The organism is Halolactibacillus halophilus (genome assembly GCF_900115605.1).
Taxonomy (GTDB): Bacteria; Bacillota; Bacilli; order Bacillales; family Amphibacillaceae; genus Halolactibacillus; species Halolactibacillus halophilus.
In genome coordinates this window covers 24,707-43,166 of record NZ_FOXC01000023.1, presented here as the reverse complement: position 1 = coordinate 43,166, position 18,460 = coordinate 24,707, and the positions used below count along the sequence as shown (strand labels likewise).

The 18,460-nt window shown below is 40.7% G+C and carries 14 protein-coding genes and 1 pseudogene; 13 read left to right on the top strand and 2 right to left on the bottom strand.

Annotated elements, in window-relative coordinates:
• Positions 1-525: 525 nt before the first annotated feature.
• Together BM098_RS08830 and BM098_RS08825 are read left to right on the top strand one after the other, a co-directional pair.
• Positions 526-1,001 (top strand): annotated as a pseudogene (locus BM098_RS08830) (transposase); the annotation flags it as partial.
• 101 nt (positions 1,002-1,102) lie between these two features.
• Positions 1,103-1,567, top strand: a complete 465-nt coding sequence (locus BM098_RS08825; RefSeq protein WP_089832509.1) for a DMT family transporter — start codon at positions 1,103-1,105, stop codon at positions 1,565-1,567.
• Positions 1,568-2,207: 640 nt separating this feature from the next.
• Here the strand turns inward: BM098_RS08825 and BM098_RS08820 are convergent.
• On the bottom strand, positions 2,208-2,468 hold the full coding sequence (locus BM098_RS08820) for a hypothetical protein (protein WP_143423395.1): 261 nt from the start codon (positions 2,466-2,468) through the stop codon (positions 2,208-2,210).
• Here BM098_RS08820 and BM098_RS08815 point away from each other — a divergent pair.
• From BM098_RS08815 to BM098_RS08770, 11 genes are all read left to right on the top strand, one after another.
• Positions 2,444-3,688: a GGDEF domain-containing protein gene (locus BM098_RS08815; RefSeq protein ID WP_089832505.1), complete on the top strand. Its 1,245-nt coding sequence runs from the start codon at positions 2,444-2,446 to the stop codon at positions 3,686-3,688. The two genes, BM098_RS08820 and BM098_RS08815, sit on opposite strands and share 25 nt — an antisense overlap.
• A 236-nt stretch (positions 3,689-3,924) precedes the next feature.
• Positions 3,925-4,200 (top strand): hypothetical protein, encoded by a 276-nt coding sequence (locus tag BM098_RS08810; RefSeq protein ID WP_089832503.1) that lies wholly within the window; start codon positions 3,925-3,927, stop codon positions 4,198-4,200.
• Positions 4,201-5,547: a tripartite tricarboxylate transporter permease gene (locus BM098_RS08805; protein ID WP_089832501.1), complete on the top strand. Its 1,347-nt coding sequence runs from the start codon at positions 4,201-4,203 to the stop codon at positions 5,545-5,547.
• A gap of 30 nt (positions 5,548-5,577) precedes the next feature.
• Positions 5,578-6,576, top strand: coding sequence for a mevalonate kinase (gene mvk / locus BM098_RS08800; protein ID WP_089832499.1), 999 nt, complete (start codon positions 5,578-5,580; stop codon positions 6,574-6,576).
• The gene (gene mvaD, locus BM098_RS08795) at positions 6,533-7,510 is read left to right on the top strand and encodes a diphosphomevalonate decarboxylase (protein WP_089832496.1); all 978 of its coding nucleotides are present in this window, start codon (positions 6,533-6,535) and stop codon (positions 7,508-7,510) included. The genes mvk and mvaD overlap by 44 nt, the downstream gene beginning before the upstream one ends.
• A 16-nt stretch (positions 7,511-7,526) precedes the next feature.
• On the top strand, positions 7,527-8,606 hold the full coding sequence (locus BM098_RS08790; protein WP_089832495.1) for a phosphomevalonate kinase: 1,080 nt from the start codon (positions 7,527-7,529) through the stop codon (positions 8,604-8,606).
• Between the two features lie 114 nt (positions 8,607-8,720).
• Positions 8,721-8,846, top strand: a complete 126-nt coding sequence (locus tag BM098_RS13860) for a hypothetical protein (RefSeq protein ID WP_261766439.1) — start codon at positions 8,721-8,723, stop codon at positions 8,844-8,846.
• 429 nt (positions 8,847-9,275) lie between these two features.
• The gene (locus BM098_RS08785; protein WP_089832493.1) at positions 9,276-10,298 is read left to right on the top strand and encodes a Wadjet anti-phage system protein JetD domain-containing protein; all 1,023 of its coding nucleotides are present in this window, start codon (positions 9,276-9,278) and stop codon (positions 10,296-10,298) included.
• Complete coding sequence (locus tag BM098_RS08780; protein ID WP_089832491.1) at positions 10,280-11,785, top strand: replicative DNA helicase; 1,506 nt, start codon at positions 10,280-10,282, stop codon at positions 11,783-11,785. Before BM098_RS08785 ends, BM098_RS08780 begins: the two co-directional genes overlap by 19 nt.
• Positions 11,775-12,524, top strand: coding sequence for a DUF6063 family protein (locus BM098_RS08775; protein ID WP_089832489.1), 750 nt, complete (start codon positions 11,775-11,777; stop codon positions 12,522-12,524). Before BM098_RS08780 ends, BM098_RS08775 begins: the two co-directional genes overlap by 11 nt.
• On the top strand, positions 12,502-16,902 hold the full coding sequence (locus BM098_RS08770) for a coiled-coil domain-containing protein (RefSeq protein ID WP_089832487.1): 4,401 nt from the start codon (positions 12,502-12,504) through the stop codon (positions 16,900-16,902). Before BM098_RS08775 ends, BM098_RS08770 begins: the two co-directional genes overlap by 23 nt.
• Positions 16,903-16,975: 73 nt before the next feature.
• Here the strand turns inward: BM098_RS08770 and BM098_RS08765 are convergent, their stop codons facing one another.
• Positions 16,976-18,151, bottom strand: coding sequence for an MFS transporter (locus BM098_RS08765; protein WP_089832485.1), 1,176 nt, complete (start codon positions 18,149-18,151; stop codon positions 16,976-16,978).
• Positions 18,152-18,460: the final 309 nt, after the last annotated feature.

The window sequence follows — 18,460 nt, the reverse complement described above, 5'->3', positions numbered from 1 at the left end:
GGAAGGCATTCGCTTATTAGTAAGTGCCTAATAAAAATATAAACTCTTGGAACAAGAGGGTTAGCTTGGTCAATTTCGTCAGCTACCAAAAGTGGCGATTACCCAAGAAGCCCCCACTTCAAGCAACCCGTAAGGGTGGTAAGTGGTGGGTAGTTCACATATTCATGCACAAGTAGAGACTCAAGCTGAAAAACAAAACATTCAGGGTTTCAGTGCAGTCGTTGTCGAACCGCAATACCATGATGGGCGCTATCCCAATTAAGCTATTGAAAAAGATTTTATGAAGGAGTTACCGGATTTCACGGTCGAATAAAACTTAGCAGTCACACGAAAATGATTATGACTAAGGTTTAATATTAAAGACAAACACTGATTTTGTTTCTTAATTTATACTAGTGAATGAATTTCATAATTCTGAGGCCTTGCGGCCCAATGGTTTTGAAGCATAAAAAAGGAAGTACCTCCTCAAGTCTTGTATAATGGTAAGTAACCAAACTAAACCAAAAGACTGGAGGAGAACTCCCTATGCCTATTATACGACAAGAGAGTTTATTTAGCATTAATGAATTATATGCAATGGAACCTACCCAACGATATGACGCTATTATTTCGGTCATTGATATTGATCACATTTACCATGAGGTAAGTAAAAAATCACGTCTTGGAGCTCCGGAGGAGGAGCTTAACTACGTTGCTATGATTATTTCTGTTTTTATAAGATATGTTGAGCGTATTCCTACAATTAAAGACCTGGTCAAACGCCTAAATGAAGATATAGCTTTCAAGATTAACTGTGGATTTCTTGTGTCTGATCATATCCATCCGAGGCTTCGTATTCACGCTTAATAACCAAGCTGAGTGATTCTCATTGTCTTGAAGAGATTCAAGAGCTTATTGTTCTAGCTGCCATTCAAGAAGGTTTTATCGTTGATAACACTGTGGCGATTGATTCTACGCACTTTAATGCGCGAGATCAAGTGCCACCTAAAGAAGATAAACCTAAGTGGCCTCTCACTGTATAACCTCTTGTTGAAAAGCATCTAAAGGTTTTGTGCAGTTTTGTGTTGACATACCACATTTTCTAATTTGGAGGGAGATAGATGTGAAAAAAATATTTTTTATTCTTGCTATTATTACTTTCCTAGAAATGGTTTTGTTATTTAGTGTTGGTAATGATTATGAAAACGTCAATAACAACACCGGCTACCTTTTGGCTCTCATTATAACGTTATTTCTAGCACTCTATAACCTCTTCAATTTCAAGAATGTAAAAATAGACTCAAAACGAACAAATTTATTTATAACTACTATTATTGTGTTACTAATTCCTACACTTTTCTTTTTTACTTTACCTGATTTCACCTATACAGAAGCAAAAGAATTAGTTGAAAAAGAGGAGAATGTTCAAATCATAACCAATGAAGATAATAGGTTTCCTGATACCAGAATTGAAGGTCCGAATGAACAAAGGCACTATATAATACATGCGAAGAATGATGAGGAAATAGTACGATTTATATTCAATCCTTATGATGGTTCATATCGACCAATTATTTTTGAGGATTAAGGTTGCAAACTATTTTTACAAAAGGGTTTAACCTTTGTTTAACAAATGCAATCTAATTGTATCACACTTGTATATTAACTATAATTATACAGGTTTCCAGTCGCGAGTTTCTGTTGACATTTCGATAATTTCCTGATTTCTAAGCACCATTCTATCGGCAAGGCATCACAAAGGAACCTACTCTAAGCCTGTGAAGGACAGGAGCTTAGAGCAGGTTCCTTTGCTTCCGTGTGTATGTAAGAATTTCAGCAGAACATACGCAATCAATGCAGCGAAGTAAGTGTAAAATAGTTCTCGAGGGTTCCTGTTTTAGTAGACAAAAATAGAGAGAGTGCCGTAATATCAATGTATACACCAATACACATTAGAAAAGAGGCACTCTCTCATGAGACAAATTATATCAGATATTATTGAAATGTTAAGGGGAACAACCGATTTAATTCAGTTTGAGGAAGACTTAAAATTATACATGTTTGAAAGTTTGTGTCAAGTTGTTCTCGATAAGATTGTCAAATAAAGATTTGAGTGCGCGTTTTTTTCCGAGTTCAGTGTTTTTTGCTACCGCACTGACGTTTGCTGGCCATTCCCCTTACGTAAGGTTTTCACAACCCGAAAACCTTACATAAGGGGAACGGTAGGTTTAGCTAAGAGAGAGGCTCTTAACCAGTTGTCCAATCGCGCTTGAATTTGCGCCGTTGATTGGTATACCACCTTGTTTAGCACCGACAGATGGACGTGTTTTCTGTGATAAGTGATAGGACATACGGACACTTTTCTTCATGTCTTTTTGTTTATACTGACTAAGCGCTGAGTGGTTTAAATACATGCTTCTTAACGTCTTATTCGCGCGGGCTTGAAGAAGCTTTACCATACCTAATGCGCCTGCTTGACTCCAATGCATCCCTCATTAAGTTAGATAAACAACTCATCAGAGGGATTGATCAAGACAATATTAAGTATGCCATCGTGAAAGGCATGGTAGAAGTCACAAAGATAACAAATATCGCTTTAATTGCCGAAGGTATTGAAACAATTGGTGAACTAGAAGCTTTAATCGATTTAGGTGTACATTACGGCCAAGGGTACCTTATTCAAAGGCCAGCAGAAGCGATTCTTGATATTGAGGAAAGGTTGGTAACTAAAATCATCGAATCCAATCAGAAAAAGCATGTCCTTAACCCATCAGCCCTCCCGCACATGCAAATTGAACATATTTGTTCACTGACGGATACTGTCTCCCCACATGAAAAAGTAGCCGTGATCCAAGCGTTCTTTGCGGCGCATCCTAATCATGTTGGGTTATCTGTCGTTGAAGGGAATGTACCTGTCGGGATCGTGACTCCTGAGAAGCTCGGGGTGAAATTAAGCAGTATGTATGGCTATACGCTCTATCAAAATAAGTCAATCAGTGAGGTCATGGACCGAAGTTTTCTTAGAGTGGATAGTAACTTATCCATCAGTGAAGTGTCAGCGGTTGCGATGGCAAGGCCGAATCACCAGCTGTATGATTTTATCGTCGTCACAAAAGCTGATGACTTTATCGGTACAGTCACGATTAAAGACTTACTCCAAAAGTCAATGGAAATTGAAATCACCTCAGCTAAACACCAAAACCCGCTCTCAGGGCTACCGGGGAATTTAATTGCGGAACAACAATTAGAACAGTTTGTACTAAATCCTCAAGCGGCAAGTGTCGCTTATATCGATATTGATCACTTTAAAGCCTTCAATGATTGCTACGGTTTTGAAAACGGTGACCGGGTTATTCGGTTTCTTTCTACCTTACTAAAAAAGACCTTTCCTCATCAGTTTATAGGTCATGTTGGTGGAGATGATTTTGTCGTTGCACTAGATGATGCGGTGACAGCATCATATTTTCATACACTCAAGCAACAGTTTAAAGACCAAGCTGAGTTGTTCTATTCTGACATAGATCAAATGAACGGTTGTCTGATTGGTCAAGATAGATGCGGAGACAGGAAAACGTTCCCGCTAATGACCATTACCTGTGTCGTTGTGAATAATCGTGATCACAGCTTCACTAATATCTATGATTTGACCGAATATCTCGCGGAGTTAAAACATCAAGCAAAAACAGAAAAGTTTCGATCAGTACAATAATCAAGTAGCGTTAATGTGTTTCTACCTCTTAAGGTAAAAATGATTAACGCTTCTTTTTTGTCGTCTGAATTCAGGGGGTGTCGTTGCTAAATGGAAACAAAAGCCTATCATTTTAACAAGAAATTTCGTATGATGAGAGTATTAAATAAAGGAAATATCGCGGGATATATTGAATCGGTTGTCACATTCACTTATAATTTACAACAGTGTGAGTCTTTTTTAGGAAGGATTTTATTATGACCACAAATAAACAGAATGATATAACATTACTAACAGAATCATCAAAAGAGCTGATTGAAGTATGGGAAGATGTGATTGATATCCGTGATTTAGTGCTAGCGATCATGATAACGGTCACACTGACTATGACACTTTATGCACTAGCTCCAGACCAAGCGCCTTTTCCGCTGATTTTCGGCTTAGTGGGTGCACTGTTAGGTTTTAGTTTAAGTATCTTTTTAATCAAACCAAAACGAACCGTCACGTTAATCAAAAGTAAGGGGGAAAAGTAAATGGACCCGTTACTGATTGTTCAACTCATTATTGCCGCCGTTGCTGGGACACTGATCTATACAGTGATTGGTATTGCCCCGGGGACAGATGAAACAGCGGTACTAGCCCCGGTGACACTCGTTTTAGTTCTTACCGGCTTAGAGCCAATTATTATTTTAACGTTTTTTATTAGCGCCATTGTCGCTAAAAAACTCACCGACTCGATACCAGTTGCTGTTGCGGGTATTCCAGGCGGGGTGATGGCGGCACCGATGGTCGAACATGCGCTGGTGTTAAAAAAACATAACCGCGCTGATTTAGCGATTCGTAAAATGGCCTCAGGCTCAGTTATCGGGACGCTCATTAGTGTGCCACTAAGTTTACTGTTAGCGCAACAATTGTTGCCATTTGCCGATGTCGTGAAGACATATGCGAACCCACTCTTTTTCTTTGGGGCGATTTTTTTAGCACTGATGTCAAAAGAACGCTTCGTTAGTTTACTAGCAATTTTACCATTCGCACTTTTGATCCAAGGGTTAAGAGAACTGTACTGGGCGACTGGGGTCGTGCCAGAAAGCCAAACGGTCTTCACCTCGTTTTTCTTAGGAATCACGATTGGGCCAGTTTTACTTACCTTATTTGAATTGTTTAATACGGATAAGCGCACAACTATAAAAAAGTATCAAACAAAAGAAGTGAAACTACGTTACCAACAACATATCGAAACATTGAACCCATTTAAAATTCTGTCGAAAGAAGAATTAACCTGGAGTACGTTATCGAGTGTGCTTGGTTCATTATTATTCATTTTAAGTCCGGTCGGGATTACGATACTCTTAGGGGAAGTCATCTCGAGTCGGGTAAAAGATCCTATCAGAAAGGCGAGCCTTGCGATCAGTAGTATGGATGCTCTAACAAATGCTGCTTATATTGCGGGGACTTTAATTCCACTGATTGCCTTAGGGATCCCGCTCTCACCAGTAGCGATTGGACCAGGCGGGGCTTTATTTAATGCCCCGCCTGTCTTTAACGAAACATACAACATGCATCACGCCTTATCGATGCCTGAGTTTGTCATCGCAACATTAATTGGGGCAACAGTGGCGATTGTGATTACGTATTTTATTATCATCAAATATGCTGAAACCATCTGTTATGTCGTGTTTAAATATGTCCCACATGAAGCCCTGCTTGCGCTCTTTATTGGACTCGTCGTGCTACTTAGCTTTATGGACGGGGGCTTACTCAACGTCTTTGGTGTTGGTCTTGTCGCGATTGTGGCGGGCTACTTTCATCGCCTCGGTATGAATTACGGCGTTCAATTTATGGTGCTGTATGCTGCCCCGTGGCTGATCAGTTTATTTTAAGATATACATCAAAGAAAAAAGGAGACAAATATGGTCACAAACAAACAACGCCTCGGTGTAGGCTTAGCACATAGTAAATTGATTCTTATTGGTGAACATAGCGTCGTCTACCAGAAGCCTGCCATTGCGCTACCGTTTGAAGCAGTCTTTAGTGAAGTGAAGGTAGAACCCTCAAATGGCGCCGTGACGTTAGCAAGCCATTTTTATAACGGCAAATTAGCACAGTTACCTGATAAATTACAAGGACTGAGACACGTGATTGAAAAAGCGTGTTACATCAATCAACAACCAGTGAAAGATTTTAAACTAACGTTAACGTCAACGATTCCAATTGGCCGTGGACTCGGGTCGAGTGCATCGATTGCAGCAAGTTTAGCACGTGGGATTTTTGACTACTTTAAAAAAGAGTTATCTTTATCTGTCTTACGCGAACTCGTTGACGTATCCGAAACCTACGCGCATGGTACGCCGAGTGGGATTGACCGAGAGGCCGTGATTAGTGATGAACCGGTTTGGTTTATTAAAGGTCAGGCGGTAGAATCGATTGAGGTAAAAGAGCCCTTAAATATTATTGTTGCTGATACCGGACGGATTGGCGATACCCATGCGGCGGTAAGTGCCGTTAACGCGCGCAGACAAAGTGAACCGGAAGTGACGAATCAACTGTTAGAAGACCTTGAAAAACTAACAGAAAATGCTCGTACATTACTTAAAACGGGGGACTTAAAAGCCCTCGGTCACGTCCTTACGACCTCGCATGAGAAGTTAAAAGCCCTCGGCGTGAGTGATGAAGGATTAGACCGTTACGTCGATATTAGTCTCAGTAACGGGGCTGTTGGCGCGAAACTAACCGGTGGTGGCCGAGGTGGGTGTATGATTGCCTTAACGGCATCGACAGAACAAGCGTTAGCGGTCGAACAAGCGTTACTAAAGGCTGGCGCGAAAGAAACATGGTATATTCAACTAACGAACGGGGTGAAAACAGATGAAAAAAACAGCACGTGCACACACGAATATCGCTCTTATTAAATATTGGGGAAAGCGTGATGAGACACTGTTTTTACCAACGAATAGTAGTTTATCGATCACCCTTGATCAGTTCTATACCGATACCTCAGTAGAATTTGATGACGTGTTAGACCAAGATACGTTCACCTTGAATAATCAACCGGTCAGTGAAACAGAACGTATTAAGATTAGCCGATTTTTAGATAAAGTCAGAAGCTTTACTGGTGAGACGCGTTTCTCTCGGGTAGAGTCGACTAATCACGTCCCTACAGCCGCCGGCTTTGCCTCATCTGCCAGTGGGTTTAGCGCACTAGCGGCAGCGGCCGTAAAAGCGGCCGGAGCGGAGGCAACATTAGAAGAGTTATCGATTCTTGCCCGGCAAGGATCTGGTTCTGCTAGTCGGTCAGTTTACGGTGGTTTTGTTGAGTGGCAGATGGGCGAGAGAGAAGACGGTCTTGATTCTTATGCGAAACAAATCTTACCAGAAGGCACGTTTGACGTCTCGGTCTTATCGGTGGAAGTCTCGACCGAACAAAAGAAAATCCTTAGTCGTGAAGGCATGAAACGCACCGTTGAAACCTCACCATTTTACCAAGGATGGCTTGATACAGTAGGTGAAGACCTTACCAATATAAAAGACGCCATTATTAATCAAGACTTTACCCGTATGGGTGAAATTTTAGAATACAATGCACTGAAGATGCATGCGACAACACTCGGGGCCAACCCACCGTTTCTTTACTGGCAAAGTGCCACGTTAAAAGTGATGGAAGCAGTCCAAGCGATGCGTGAAAAAGGTTTAGAGTGTTACTTCACAATCGATGCTGGACCAAATGTTAAAGTCATCACCACACCTAAAACAGAAAAAGAGATAGAGAAAAAACTTAGATCACTCGATGTGGTGAAAGATATTTATCCATGTCGTGTTGGACCAGGTATAAGTTATATCGATTAATAAGGGGGCAGCGTTTATGAACGCACATCGTTATACTATTCAAGCACCAGGGAAATTGTTCATCGCAGGTGAATATGCGATTACTGCACCAAATCAACCAAGCATTGTGGCTGCGATTGACCGCTATTTATCAGTTGATATTCAGTCGAGTCATTTAAAGCGGATTGATTTACCACAACTTGGACTCACCGATATTCATTGGCGATTTGATGATGATAAGTTTAAGTTATCCGTCCACGATGACCGTCTGCATTTCTTTGCATCGGTGATGAAAACGATCTATCAATATAAGGGCGCTGATACACCGGCCCATATTTTTGTGACGAGTGACCTTGACCATGACGATGGCAAGAAATATGGACTCGGTTCAAGTGCCGCTTTTGTGGTCGCGCTAACTGAAGCACTGCTTCAGTGCGGCGATAAACAAGCCGTCGATAAGTTAACGGTTTTTAAGCTCGCAAGCATTGCTCACTTTAAAGCGCAAGGCAATGGGTCATGTGCCGATATTGCGGCAAGTGTCTACGGGGGACTTGTCTATTACCGTAGTTTCGATTTCGGCTTTTTAACCCAGGCGTTATCTAACAACATCCCAGTTAAAGACCTTGTCCAGATGGACTGGCCACACCTTCAAATTGAGCAACTGACTGTTCCAACGAGTCTTTATTTTATGGTCGGTTGGACAAAGGAAGAAGCACAAACGAAACCGTTCATCGAACGCTTCCAACAATTAAAAGAAACCGATCGCACGTCTTATCAAGCGTTTTTAACTGAGACGGATACGATTGTAGAAACTTTACACGAAAGCTTTAAAGACAACAGTCAAACCGGTGTACTCGCAGGCATTCGCGCCAATCGTCAACTGCTTAGAGGGCTCCAAGAAAAAATCGATGTGCCGATTGAAACAGAGACACTCACAAGATTAATTGATAGCGCAAAATCAGGTGCTTTTAAAACGTCAGGCGCTGGTGGGGGCGATTGTGGCATCGGCTTTGTCAGTGATAAAGCGACTGTTAAACAAGTAAAAGCAGCCTGGCTAGAGCACGGGATTGAGTATCTGGACCTTAATGTGTCTCCGTTTGGAGTTACTGTCAATTAATTATCATCGGAGTATATGACTATCCTTTCTAGAGGAAGGGAGAGGTTTATGAAAAAGATAACGACTATGACGGTGATTTATACTTTGTTGTTACTAGGTTAGTGGGGTTGGTTTTTGTATATTGACAACAAGCCGAAAACAAGTGTAGATCTATCGGAACAGATGTTGATTAGTGAAGACTTATCTAGCTTAATCGCTCCAAATGCTTCTATATCAGAAAGTGACGTTGAGTCTTTTTAAACCTATTTTTCAGAGGAAGGTCCGCTTAAAATCAGTCAATATACGTTGCTTGAGTATGAGGATAACTTTTTGCTTATTCAAACGAATCCTGGCTTAGTCAATAAGCAACTGTATATTCAAGATATAAGAAGTATTGAAGCAAATGAATTTAAGCGTATCTTGGAAGAAGAGTAACGGATAATCTTGGTTTTAAGAGGGTGTATAGTCACGCTTTCTCAGAAACATGTTCATATTATTTCTTAAACAAACATTCAAGTAGGTTTTGATGCTACCTTGAATGTTTGTTTTTGTATTTTAAGTTTAAGTTAACTAAACGCGAAGGATAACAGTTATTATTTGTTAGGATGTGAATGAATTACGCGGTAGATGATGTTCTCTGGCGCAATTTCTTGTACAATAGAAGAAACAAGACAAAGATAGGTGAACAAAATGAAACAAGTTTTTGACGTGCTTAAATCATATAAAAAACAGATACTATCGTTAGGGACATTGGAAACGTTACTGACACCTTTTGTCGATTCGTACGAATCGTTCAGTAAGACGGTCCTAGAGTTAGAGTCACGTGAGGTGTTGCTTCCGATTAAATCAAAAGGCCGCACCGGCCGGCAGTTATCACTTGCCCTCGGTTACCGCCTTAACCGACAACGGCTGAATGACACAGTGATTGATACGTTGCAGCACTATCGCCGCATATTTCACCCAGCGATTAACTTAGATGATTACTATACTAAATCAAACCAGGCGTTTGAACAGGATTTAGTAGCTTTAATCAAAATTGATCAGTATCTTCAAACACATGGTTTCCCTGAGAGTGAACAATCGTCTCCTGAAGTGAGCTTTTTACTCATGCACGATGAAAAATGGCTCGATGAACAAGGCGGACGAGAATTACTGAAAAGGATTCGTTTATATGATCAGTTTAATATTCGTTCAGTGGCGGATCCGCTTAGTATGGCCATCAATCCACATCAATTACATACGTCCGTTCACCGGCATTTAATTGTTGAAAATAAAGCGACTTTTCATAGTTTACTACCAGCCTTAGTCAAGACAAACTTCTCAACACTTATTTATGGCCAAGGAAAAGCGATTCTATCAAGCATTAGCCTCTTTGATGATCAGTTTCCTGTCAGTGGTAAGCATCAGTTTTATTACTTTGGTGATATTGACCGAGAAGGCATTTATATTTGGCACTTACTGAATCAAAAAAGAGACATGACGCTTGCCGTGCCGTTCTATCAAGCGTGCTTAACAAAAACATGGGCCAAAGGAAAAACGCATCACCAAGTGCGTGAACAAGCACTGGCTGACTTTCTACGAGTCTTTGATGAAACAAGTCAGCACCAGATTGCGTCTACCCTAAACAGCGGGTACTACTACCCGCAGGAAATCTTAACGACAGAGGAACTACAAACGATTTGGAGGGAATCACGATGGGGTTTATTAACTTAACCGATGTCACATCCGGATATAAAGAACGCCTGCGCCGGTTAGCATTATTTGATCCGTTATATGACTTAGACCGTAAACGCGAACGCGATCAAGATAATCAGCCGATTGATATGAAAGGGCTCGGTTTATTGACGTTACTGTTTTTCTTTGAACAAAAATTACTGCGCCATTATAAAACATCACGTGAAGATGTCGCTGACTTTTTAAAAGAGATGACAAACACCACCTACCGCATCGATGACCGTCAGCTTAGTCGACTCGTTCAAGTCATCATTGAGACCTTCCGGCCTCAAACCGGTGTGAAGCGTCAATATACGGCCTTTGACTGGGAGACGAAAACCGACACGGCACTCACTTATTCGATCTTAAAGAGTGATCACTTTGACCGGGAACAACAACGCCAATATTACACATTAGATGAAGATGGTCTAGAACTGATCTTTGCGACAAAAGAGTTTTATAGTGAGTTTCAATTATCGATTAATCAGTTGATGTTGCGAAAACAACTTGAAAAAGGCGAATATAAGGGTGCGCTTCGCCAAATCAATGAAATGCGGATTGATGTCGAGTCACTCGATACCCGGCTCGATCAATTAAAACATGAAATTAGTCGCAGCATTATTTCAGAAGAAACGTTTGAACGTTATAAACAATTGCTGGATGATATTTATCTTCGGCTTGAGCGCGAAGAAGAAGAGTTTCAAACGTTACGCCAATTTGTCCTAGAAACAAAAAATCGCCTCTATGCGAAAGATTTACATATTAAAGAACATGAGTCATATGGGTTGATCATTAAGATTGCCAGTGAATTAGAATCGGTGCACTATACGCATACGGGCTTGTTAAATCAAACGTGGGAACTTAAAAACACAACGTTAGTGAAGGCGCAGGAATCAATTTATTATACCGGGGTCGATGTGTTTAACTTTGATACCGATATTAATGCTAAAATCTTTTCTGAACCGTTACCACTTGAAGCGATGACCGGGGTATTCGCCCCGTTTTTACAGGTTGAAACGAACTCTCGGTTTTCACCGCTAACCTTCATGGCTGAACAAGCCATTATTGAACAAAAAGACGCCCCAACAGACGTTGATACGTATAAAATAGTCGACTTTAAGGATGATCCTTACTTACAAAAAACAAGTGCTTACTATGAAGCACTGATGCAAGATTTGCTTGAAGCGATGACAACTCGGCAGGTGACGACATTATCAGACTATATCGATGACCAAAATAAACGCAATGTCAATTTGTATCAATCAAAAGCGTTTTATCATTTCTTTTTAATCTTGCACCAGCGCTCACCGGTTGCTAATAGTGACCTTGAGGATGATCGGCAAACAGTGCTGACCAGTGCGATTTATCTGCTTAAAAATCAGACGTTATCATTGACAGAGCGACCAGAAATTATTAGAAAAACGACGCGCTATTCGATTCAAGATTTTACATTTGAATTAACGGAGGGAACAGCTGATGCATTATAGTGAACAACAAGTGATCCAGGCTTTTCATATCTACATGAGTTTGCAACGAGACGGGGTTGTCTATGATGAGGCAACGAAAGTATACCGTGCCGATGAGACAATTCGGTCTTTATTAGATCTTTATAGTCGTGAAGTAGATTGCGTCATTATAACGGCAGGCAATGCGCTTTATCTCATACCAGAATCCCGGCTCTCACCGTTTCATGTTAGTAATGACTGGTTAAAGCGCCATTATTTAAAAGCGAATGCGACCAATGCTGATCTATATTTACTCTACTTCGCCTCACTAATCTTTATGGGTGCTTTTTATGATAGCTATCAATCAACGACCGTTACGCGCGATTTCTTACCGTCAGATGAGTGGATTAAACTGATTCAAGAACGGATTGATCTGTTGACGAGCCACAGTGAGGAACGGTTGATTGAACTAGAAAAAGAGTTTTCTTATAACTGGCGCTTAATTATTGAAAAGTGGCAAGACATGGACGACATTAAAGAAAGTGCAAAAAAACAAACCGGTAACACGATTAGTCGGTTAAGCTTTATCGATACAACGACCCGTTTTTTACTCGACCAAGGTCTCTTAAAAGAAGTTGGTCCAGATGAATTTACCATCACCGAGAAAACAAAAACGATTGTCGAAAGTTACTTTATGGAAGTGGAATACAACAAAGGGATTTTTGCCTTCCTGTATCAATTTAGTGAGGAGGATCACGATGCCAGCGATCTCGAAGATTAGATTAACCAATGTTGTTTACGAAGAAGGGAACAAGCGTTATCATGATGAAACGTTTATGTTTGACGGACATAACGGGGCGATTGTATTAGAAAATGGTGGTGGGAAAACGGTGCTTATTCATACCGCCCTACAAGCAATCTTCCCACACGTCGATTTAGCTGATCGTAAAATTAAACAAACGCTTGTTTTAGACCAAGCCCCTGCACATATTGCGATTGAGTGGATTGACCATGACCAACCGAGACGCTACGTCGTGACCGCTGTGACGTTATTTATGACTAAACATGGACTAGATTCAGTGCGCTACGTGTATGAGTACGATGAACATGATCCGAATCGAATCGAAGATATCCCTTTTACAAAAGAAACAAAAGACGGCACCCGTGTAACCGAACGCGGAGAAATCGTCGATTATTATAGTCAAATGAAAGAAAAATCACTCACCGCAAAGACATTTCAAACGATTAAAGCTTTCCGGGAATACATTGAAGATCAGTACCACATCATTCGAAGTGAATGGGAAAGTATAGTCAAGATTAATAGCACCGAAGGTGGGGTTGAAGCGTTTTTTGATGAATGTAAAACGACCAACCAACTGTTCGACCGGTTACTGATTCCCACCGTCGAAGATGCGATTGAAGGGCACAATAAAGAAGCGTTTAGTGATCTCTTCTTTAAACAACAAGACGGTTTAAAAGAATATAAACGATTAAAAGAAACAATCGAAGAAACAAAAGATATTGAACAAGCACTCACGGTCTATACGAAAGTGTATGAACAGCTCCATCAATCAGAAACAGCTTATACTGAATCAAAACAACAAACAAAAGGGATCTACTTACATGCTAGAGGTAATGCCCGAGAGTTAGAAAAGGCCTTAACTGATAACGATCAGCATATGGATATCTTAAAACAAGACCAGCGGACGCTCAGTATGAAAGAAAAGAGTCTTGAGATACAGCGGAAAGAATATGAGCAGAAACAACTAAAAGAAACAGTGGACGCCTTACTTGGACAACAAGCCACGCTTGAAGCAAAACATCTAGAGACAAAAAAGACGCAGATTAATCTTGACTACGCGAGAGTCAAACAGTTAAAGAAGACAATCAATGAAGAACTGGCGTACATTGATGACCAACTCCGTCAGCTTGACCGGTCGGATGAACAAGTCGATTTAGAAGAGAGGCTAACGGAACGAAAAGGTGCGTTAAGAGGGTGTTATCTGACGTTACTCGAGGAGTATGAGAAGAAGTTAACCGGATTAACTCACGAACACCAACCGCTTGAACGTGAACTTGAACGTCTCAAACAAAAACAAGGAAGTGCAGTTAATGACCAGAAGACACTCAACCAACATATAACAGAAGCTGAGACCCTGATTCGTCAGCGCCAAGAAGACCTTGACTATATTAAACAAGACATCTTAAGTCAGCCCAATGATGCGGTCTTAAAAGAAGAAGTCGCCAACTGGCAACAAGAAGAAGTCGTGCTTGATGAGGCAATCGTTGACAATAAAACAGCGCTCAGTCAATTAAAGAAAGATGATTTAGCCTTAAAAGAAGAAGAAAAACTAACAAGAGACACGCTCGCTGAGGCACTTAAACAAGCAACGATTTGGCAGGAGAAAAAAGAGACAATTAAAATAAAAGAGCAGGTCGTGATCGATCAATTAGCGGCGACGCGTCATGAATGGAAACGACTCAGTAGTCTATATGAAAAAGAAGCGTCTATTTATGATACGTTTACGCATCTCCTTTATCAACAAAGAGAAGAGAAAGAACGCTTAATTGAAAAAGAACGACTCAGTTACCGGTATGTTGACTTTTATCAACACCAAACCCGCTTCTTTGCCGATCCCGTCTTACATGATGCGGTGGAGAAATGGAAAGTGAGTTTTGGCTATATTGAGACAGGGGTAGAATTTATCTCAAGGCTAGAAGACGCTGAAAGAGCGTCTCTTACGCCTAACTATCTTTGGCCAGAAGTGATTGTTACCCAGCAATCCCTTAAAGAACAAGTGAAGCGCAAAATTGTTGAGATGAAGGACCGGTTAATTTTCCCGGTCACTGTGCTTTCAACCGAAGAAGCGTTACAACAAAATCAACAAGTAGAAGCGATTCAACCAGCACACTGGGAAGAGAACTTAGATGAGGCGCATTTTACCGATTGGAAGACAGAACTGACCAGTCATGCGAAAACGTTCACGGAACGAAGAAAAGAAAAGGAACGTGACATTGAGCGTACCGAGGTTGTTTATCGTCAGTTCACGCAATTCATTGAAGATTATCCGTTTGACACTTTTAAAGATGTGACCGAACAGTTACAAGAAGCAACAAAACAAGTCTCCCAACAAAAACAACAACTCAAAACGATTGAAATAAAGCGTGAGCAGCTATTAAGAAAAGTAACTGGGCGAGAAGCTGATGTGTATCAAGCGGAGAAAAAATTAGCCTTTATTCATCAGAAGTTAATTAAAGGCCGCCAAGGGTTAAGCTATGAAGAGGTTATTAGAGAAAAAAAGGCTGAGTTAAAGACGTACATCAGTGAGTTAAACGAGGTTGATAAACGTCTCCAGAGGCTAATAGACAGTCAGGCTCGATTGGACGAGGATAAGCGTCAGCTCGGGGACCGGATGTTAGCATTAAAAACGACAAAACAAATGGTCGAAAATAGTGCGGACTTTATCAATGTAAAAAATGAAGAGGCCATTTATACCGATGACTCAGAAGCGGTGATTAAACGGGCTATTTATGATCTTGAACTTCAGCTCAATCAGTTTAACTCAACGCGAAATGAGTGGGAACTAAAGGCTAAACATGCGAAAGAAAAACGCACAAGCTGTGAACATGCGATAGAGAACATGAAAAAAGATTATGACGCGCTTGATGAAACGGTCACATTCCCAGTTGACGGGGACCGGTATTTAGAGCAACTAAAAGAAGAGTTAAAAACAATGGATGAGGCGCTTGTCGATGTCGGTAAAAAGTTAAAACAACAAGAAGCGGCCTTAAATAAAGCAATCGGTCACCTTGAAAGTGACATCGATGCATTTAAGCAATTGTATCAACAACCACCGCTTAATCTATCGGATGAAGAGCTAAATGAAGCGATCCTTGAAGAAGAGAAACACGCCTTATTAAAACGAGAGACGTATCTCATAGAAACGCGTCAGCGTCTTGACAAAGAAAAAGCGGTCCTTGATGAGGCAATCAGTTTACTCGAGCGGTTTATTGAAGCTCACCACTTTAATGGTCCTGATATTGAGGAATATAAGCTCACGCCAAAAGAACAAACAGACTTTGGTTACCAGCCGGTTGAATGGGCGAAGCGTCTGACAGATGAACTAAATAAACAACGCGAGCGACTTGAACAAACGCGTGATGTACAGGCGCAAGAGAAGAATACATTCCGTTCGTTTTGTTTAAAACATGTATCGAATGTGCAACTTCAACACATGGCGATCAACGGTATTGATACGAAACTGACGTATGATGATGTGATGACGTTTAAACAAAATATGTTGACGAAAATCCAACTCGTCTCAAAGTATGCGCATGAACATATGCGCCAGTATGATGAAGACTTGAAAATGTTCATTAACCAGATGGCAACCCATATTATCACGGTCGTAGAAGAATTAAGTCAGATTCCGAAAAAGACACGAATGAAAGTAGATGATCATTGGAAACAAATCTTTACGTTCAAATTACCGGAGTGGGATGAACAAAGTGGTAAAGCACATCTGCGTGAACATATTGAGTGGATTCTAGATAAAGTGGCGACGACGATGACAGATGAAGCAGATGAAGCTTCAAGTGAGTTAAAGAAAAAAATCCGTCATTGGCTGGAAACAAAACAATTGTTGCGGGTCGTGTTTGGTGATCAAACGATGAAAGTTCGCTTAGCCAAAGTGACCAACGATAACCGGGTCACAACGCGGACATATACGTGGGAAGAATCGAATGTGTGGTCTGGCGGAGAAAAGTGGAGTAAAAATATGACGCTCTTTTTAGGGTTGTTGAATTACGTCGCTGAGAAGAAAAAGCATATTGAACCAAGTGCTAAACGGCACCGTTCGGTTATTTTAGACAATCCGTTTGGTAAAGCATCGAGTGACCACGTCTTAAGCCCGGTCTTTTTCATCGCCGAACAACTTGGTTTCCAACTCATTGCCTTAACCGCGCATGCGGAAGGAAAGTTCTTAGAAGACTACTTCCCCATCATTTATAGCTGTCGACTCCGCGCGACCAATCACCCAGGTAAACAGATGGTTCAAAAAGAAAAATGGCTCCATCCTGCTTACTTTAAAGACCATGAACCAGATACAATGGACCGCGTCCTTGAAATGAAACAATTGGATTTATTTACTGATGAATGACAAGAGCCCCATCAATCGTGATGGGGCTCTTTCGATCAGGTATGAAAGTAGACGGATGTGTTTAAAAAAGCGGTTATTTTTGTTGTTTCACTAAAAGTAACGGGATAAACGTTCCAGTTAAGATGATGAAAAGTAAAAGGAAACTAACGTGAAAGCCTAAGCGGTCAATAAACCATCCGAATAGTGGAAAAGCAATCATAATCATAAGACTTTCAACAGCGCCAACCATTGAAAAGAAGGTCGCTCTGAAACTTGATTCGAGTTTGTGTTGAATAAAGTTTGAAAAAATCGGTTGAAGCACGGTGAAAGCTTGGGATAATAAGAGAAAACTAATGATCAAAAGCCCATGCGTCGAGTAGATAAACGCAATAAATAAGGCTAAATAAATGAAGTAGATCAGTCGGTTTATCTTAATGAACGAAAATTTTGCCTCTATCAAATAGACATACTTAACGACAAGGGCCCCAAGCAAGCCTTCAACCGCAAAAATAAAGCCAATCATAGGTGTTGAATAGCCAAGTGCTTTAAAATAACTTTGCGCATAAAAAATAATGATCACCGTCGCTGTTGACAGCAGCATGTAAACAATCACTGGCACATGCATCGTGTGATAACGACGCCAGATTTTCACACTTTCTGTCAGCTGATAATGCCAAGGCTCACTTTTTTCTGTTGTTTGAATTATTTTTTTTGGCTCTTTGATCGCGAGAAGCGGTAAAAAGGCGAGTAAGTGAACGATCATGATACCGATATAGACATAAGTGAAGCTAAACTCAGCCAAAAAACCGCCGATAAGTTGAGCGGCGCTTAGTGAGATGAGCCCAAGCATTGAAAACATGCCAAACACTTTCGTGTAGTGACTTTCTTTGCCTGTTTCTTTTAAGGAATCATATAGAAGTGCTTCCTCAGCTCCGGATTGAAAGGTAATACCTAATCCGAGTGACATCAGTGCTAAGCCAATGAAAAATATCTGATTGGTTGCCAACATAAGTATCGCGTAGACGATGCTTAAACCGTTTCCGATGAGTAAACTCCGCTTTCTACCGAAACGATCACATAATATCCCGGTAGGGATTTCAAAGATAACAATACTAAGGTGTAATAATGCCTCCACAATCCCGATGTCTGTCATGGAAAACTGTTTTTGCGTTAAAAATATCACCCATAATGACCGGTCAAAGAAAAGTTGAGCTAAAAAAATATAGCGATACATCGATGGTATATTCTGATGATACAATGGTTTTTTCATGTTTTTTCTCCTTATTGTTGTCTGGAGAAACCAAAAAACCACCGGTAAACATTACCGGTGGAAATCTAAACAACGCTCGCGAGAAGTGATGCCTAGTGTTTGTAAGGTAAATGGTTTACGACAACGTGTGTATTTTTAGGTAGTGATTAAAAAAGGGCAGACGAGTCCCGTTCACATGAAAAATACCAAAAATAGTCATCATAAAAGCGATAAAGCGTTTATGTTGATCAACACGATGCGTGAAAACCATATTTCCTCACCTACCTTCTTCTTAATTACTGTTATCATATCTTAACGTATGATAATAAA

What these genes read in the sequence shown, in the direction of transcription:
- BM098_RS08815 (WP_089832505.1), top strand. Translation starts at nt 2,444, where the DNA reads ATGCGCCTGCTTGACTCCAATGCATCCCTCATTAAGTTAGATAAACAA.
- BM098_RS08780 (WP_089832491.1), top strand. Translation starts at nt 10,280, where the DNA reads ATGGGGTTTATTAACTTAACCGATGTCACATCCGGATATAAAGAACGC.
- BM098_RS08770 (WP_089832487.1), top strand. Translation starts at nt 12,502, where the DNA reads ATGCCAGCGATCTCGAAGATTAGATTAACCAATGTTGTTTACGAAGAA.
- BM098_RS08810 (WP_089832503.1), top strand. Translation starts at nt 3,925, where the DNA reads ATGACCACAAATAAACAGAATGATATAACATTACTAACAGAATCATCA.
- mvaD (WP_089832496.1), top strand. Translation starts at nt 6,533, where the DNA reads ATGAAAAAAACAGCACGTGCACACACGAATATCGCTCTTATTAAATAT.
- BM098_RS08775 (WP_089832489.1), top strand. Translation starts at nt 11,775, where the DNA reads ATGCATTATAGTGAACAACAAGTGATCCAGGCTTTTCATATCTACATG.
- BM098_RS08785 (WP_089832493.1), top strand. Translation starts at nt 9,276, where the DNA reads ATGAAACAAGTTTTTGACGTGCTTAAATCATATAAAAAACAGATACTA.
- BM098_RS08805 (WP_089832501.1), top strand. Translation starts at nt 4,201, where the DNA reads ATGGACCCGTTACTGATTGTTCAACTCATTATTGCCGCCGTTGCTGGG.
- BM098_RS08820 (WP_143423395.1), bottom strand. Translation starts at nt 2,468, where the DNA reads ATGCATTGGAGTCAAGCAGGCGCATTAGGTATGGTAAAGCTTCTTCAA.
- BM098_RS08765 (WP_089832485.1), bottom strand. Translation starts at nt 18,151, where the DNA reads ATGAAAAAACCATTGTATCATCAGAATATACCATCGATGTATCGCTAT.
- BM098_RS08790 (WP_089832495.1), top strand. Translation starts at nt 7,527, where the DNA reads ATGAACGCACATCGTTATACTATTCAAGCACCAGGGAAATTGTTCATC.
- mvk (WP_089832499.1), top strand. Translation starts at nt 5,578, where the DNA reads ATGGTCACAAACAAACAACGCCTCGGTGTAGGCTTAGCACATAGTAAA.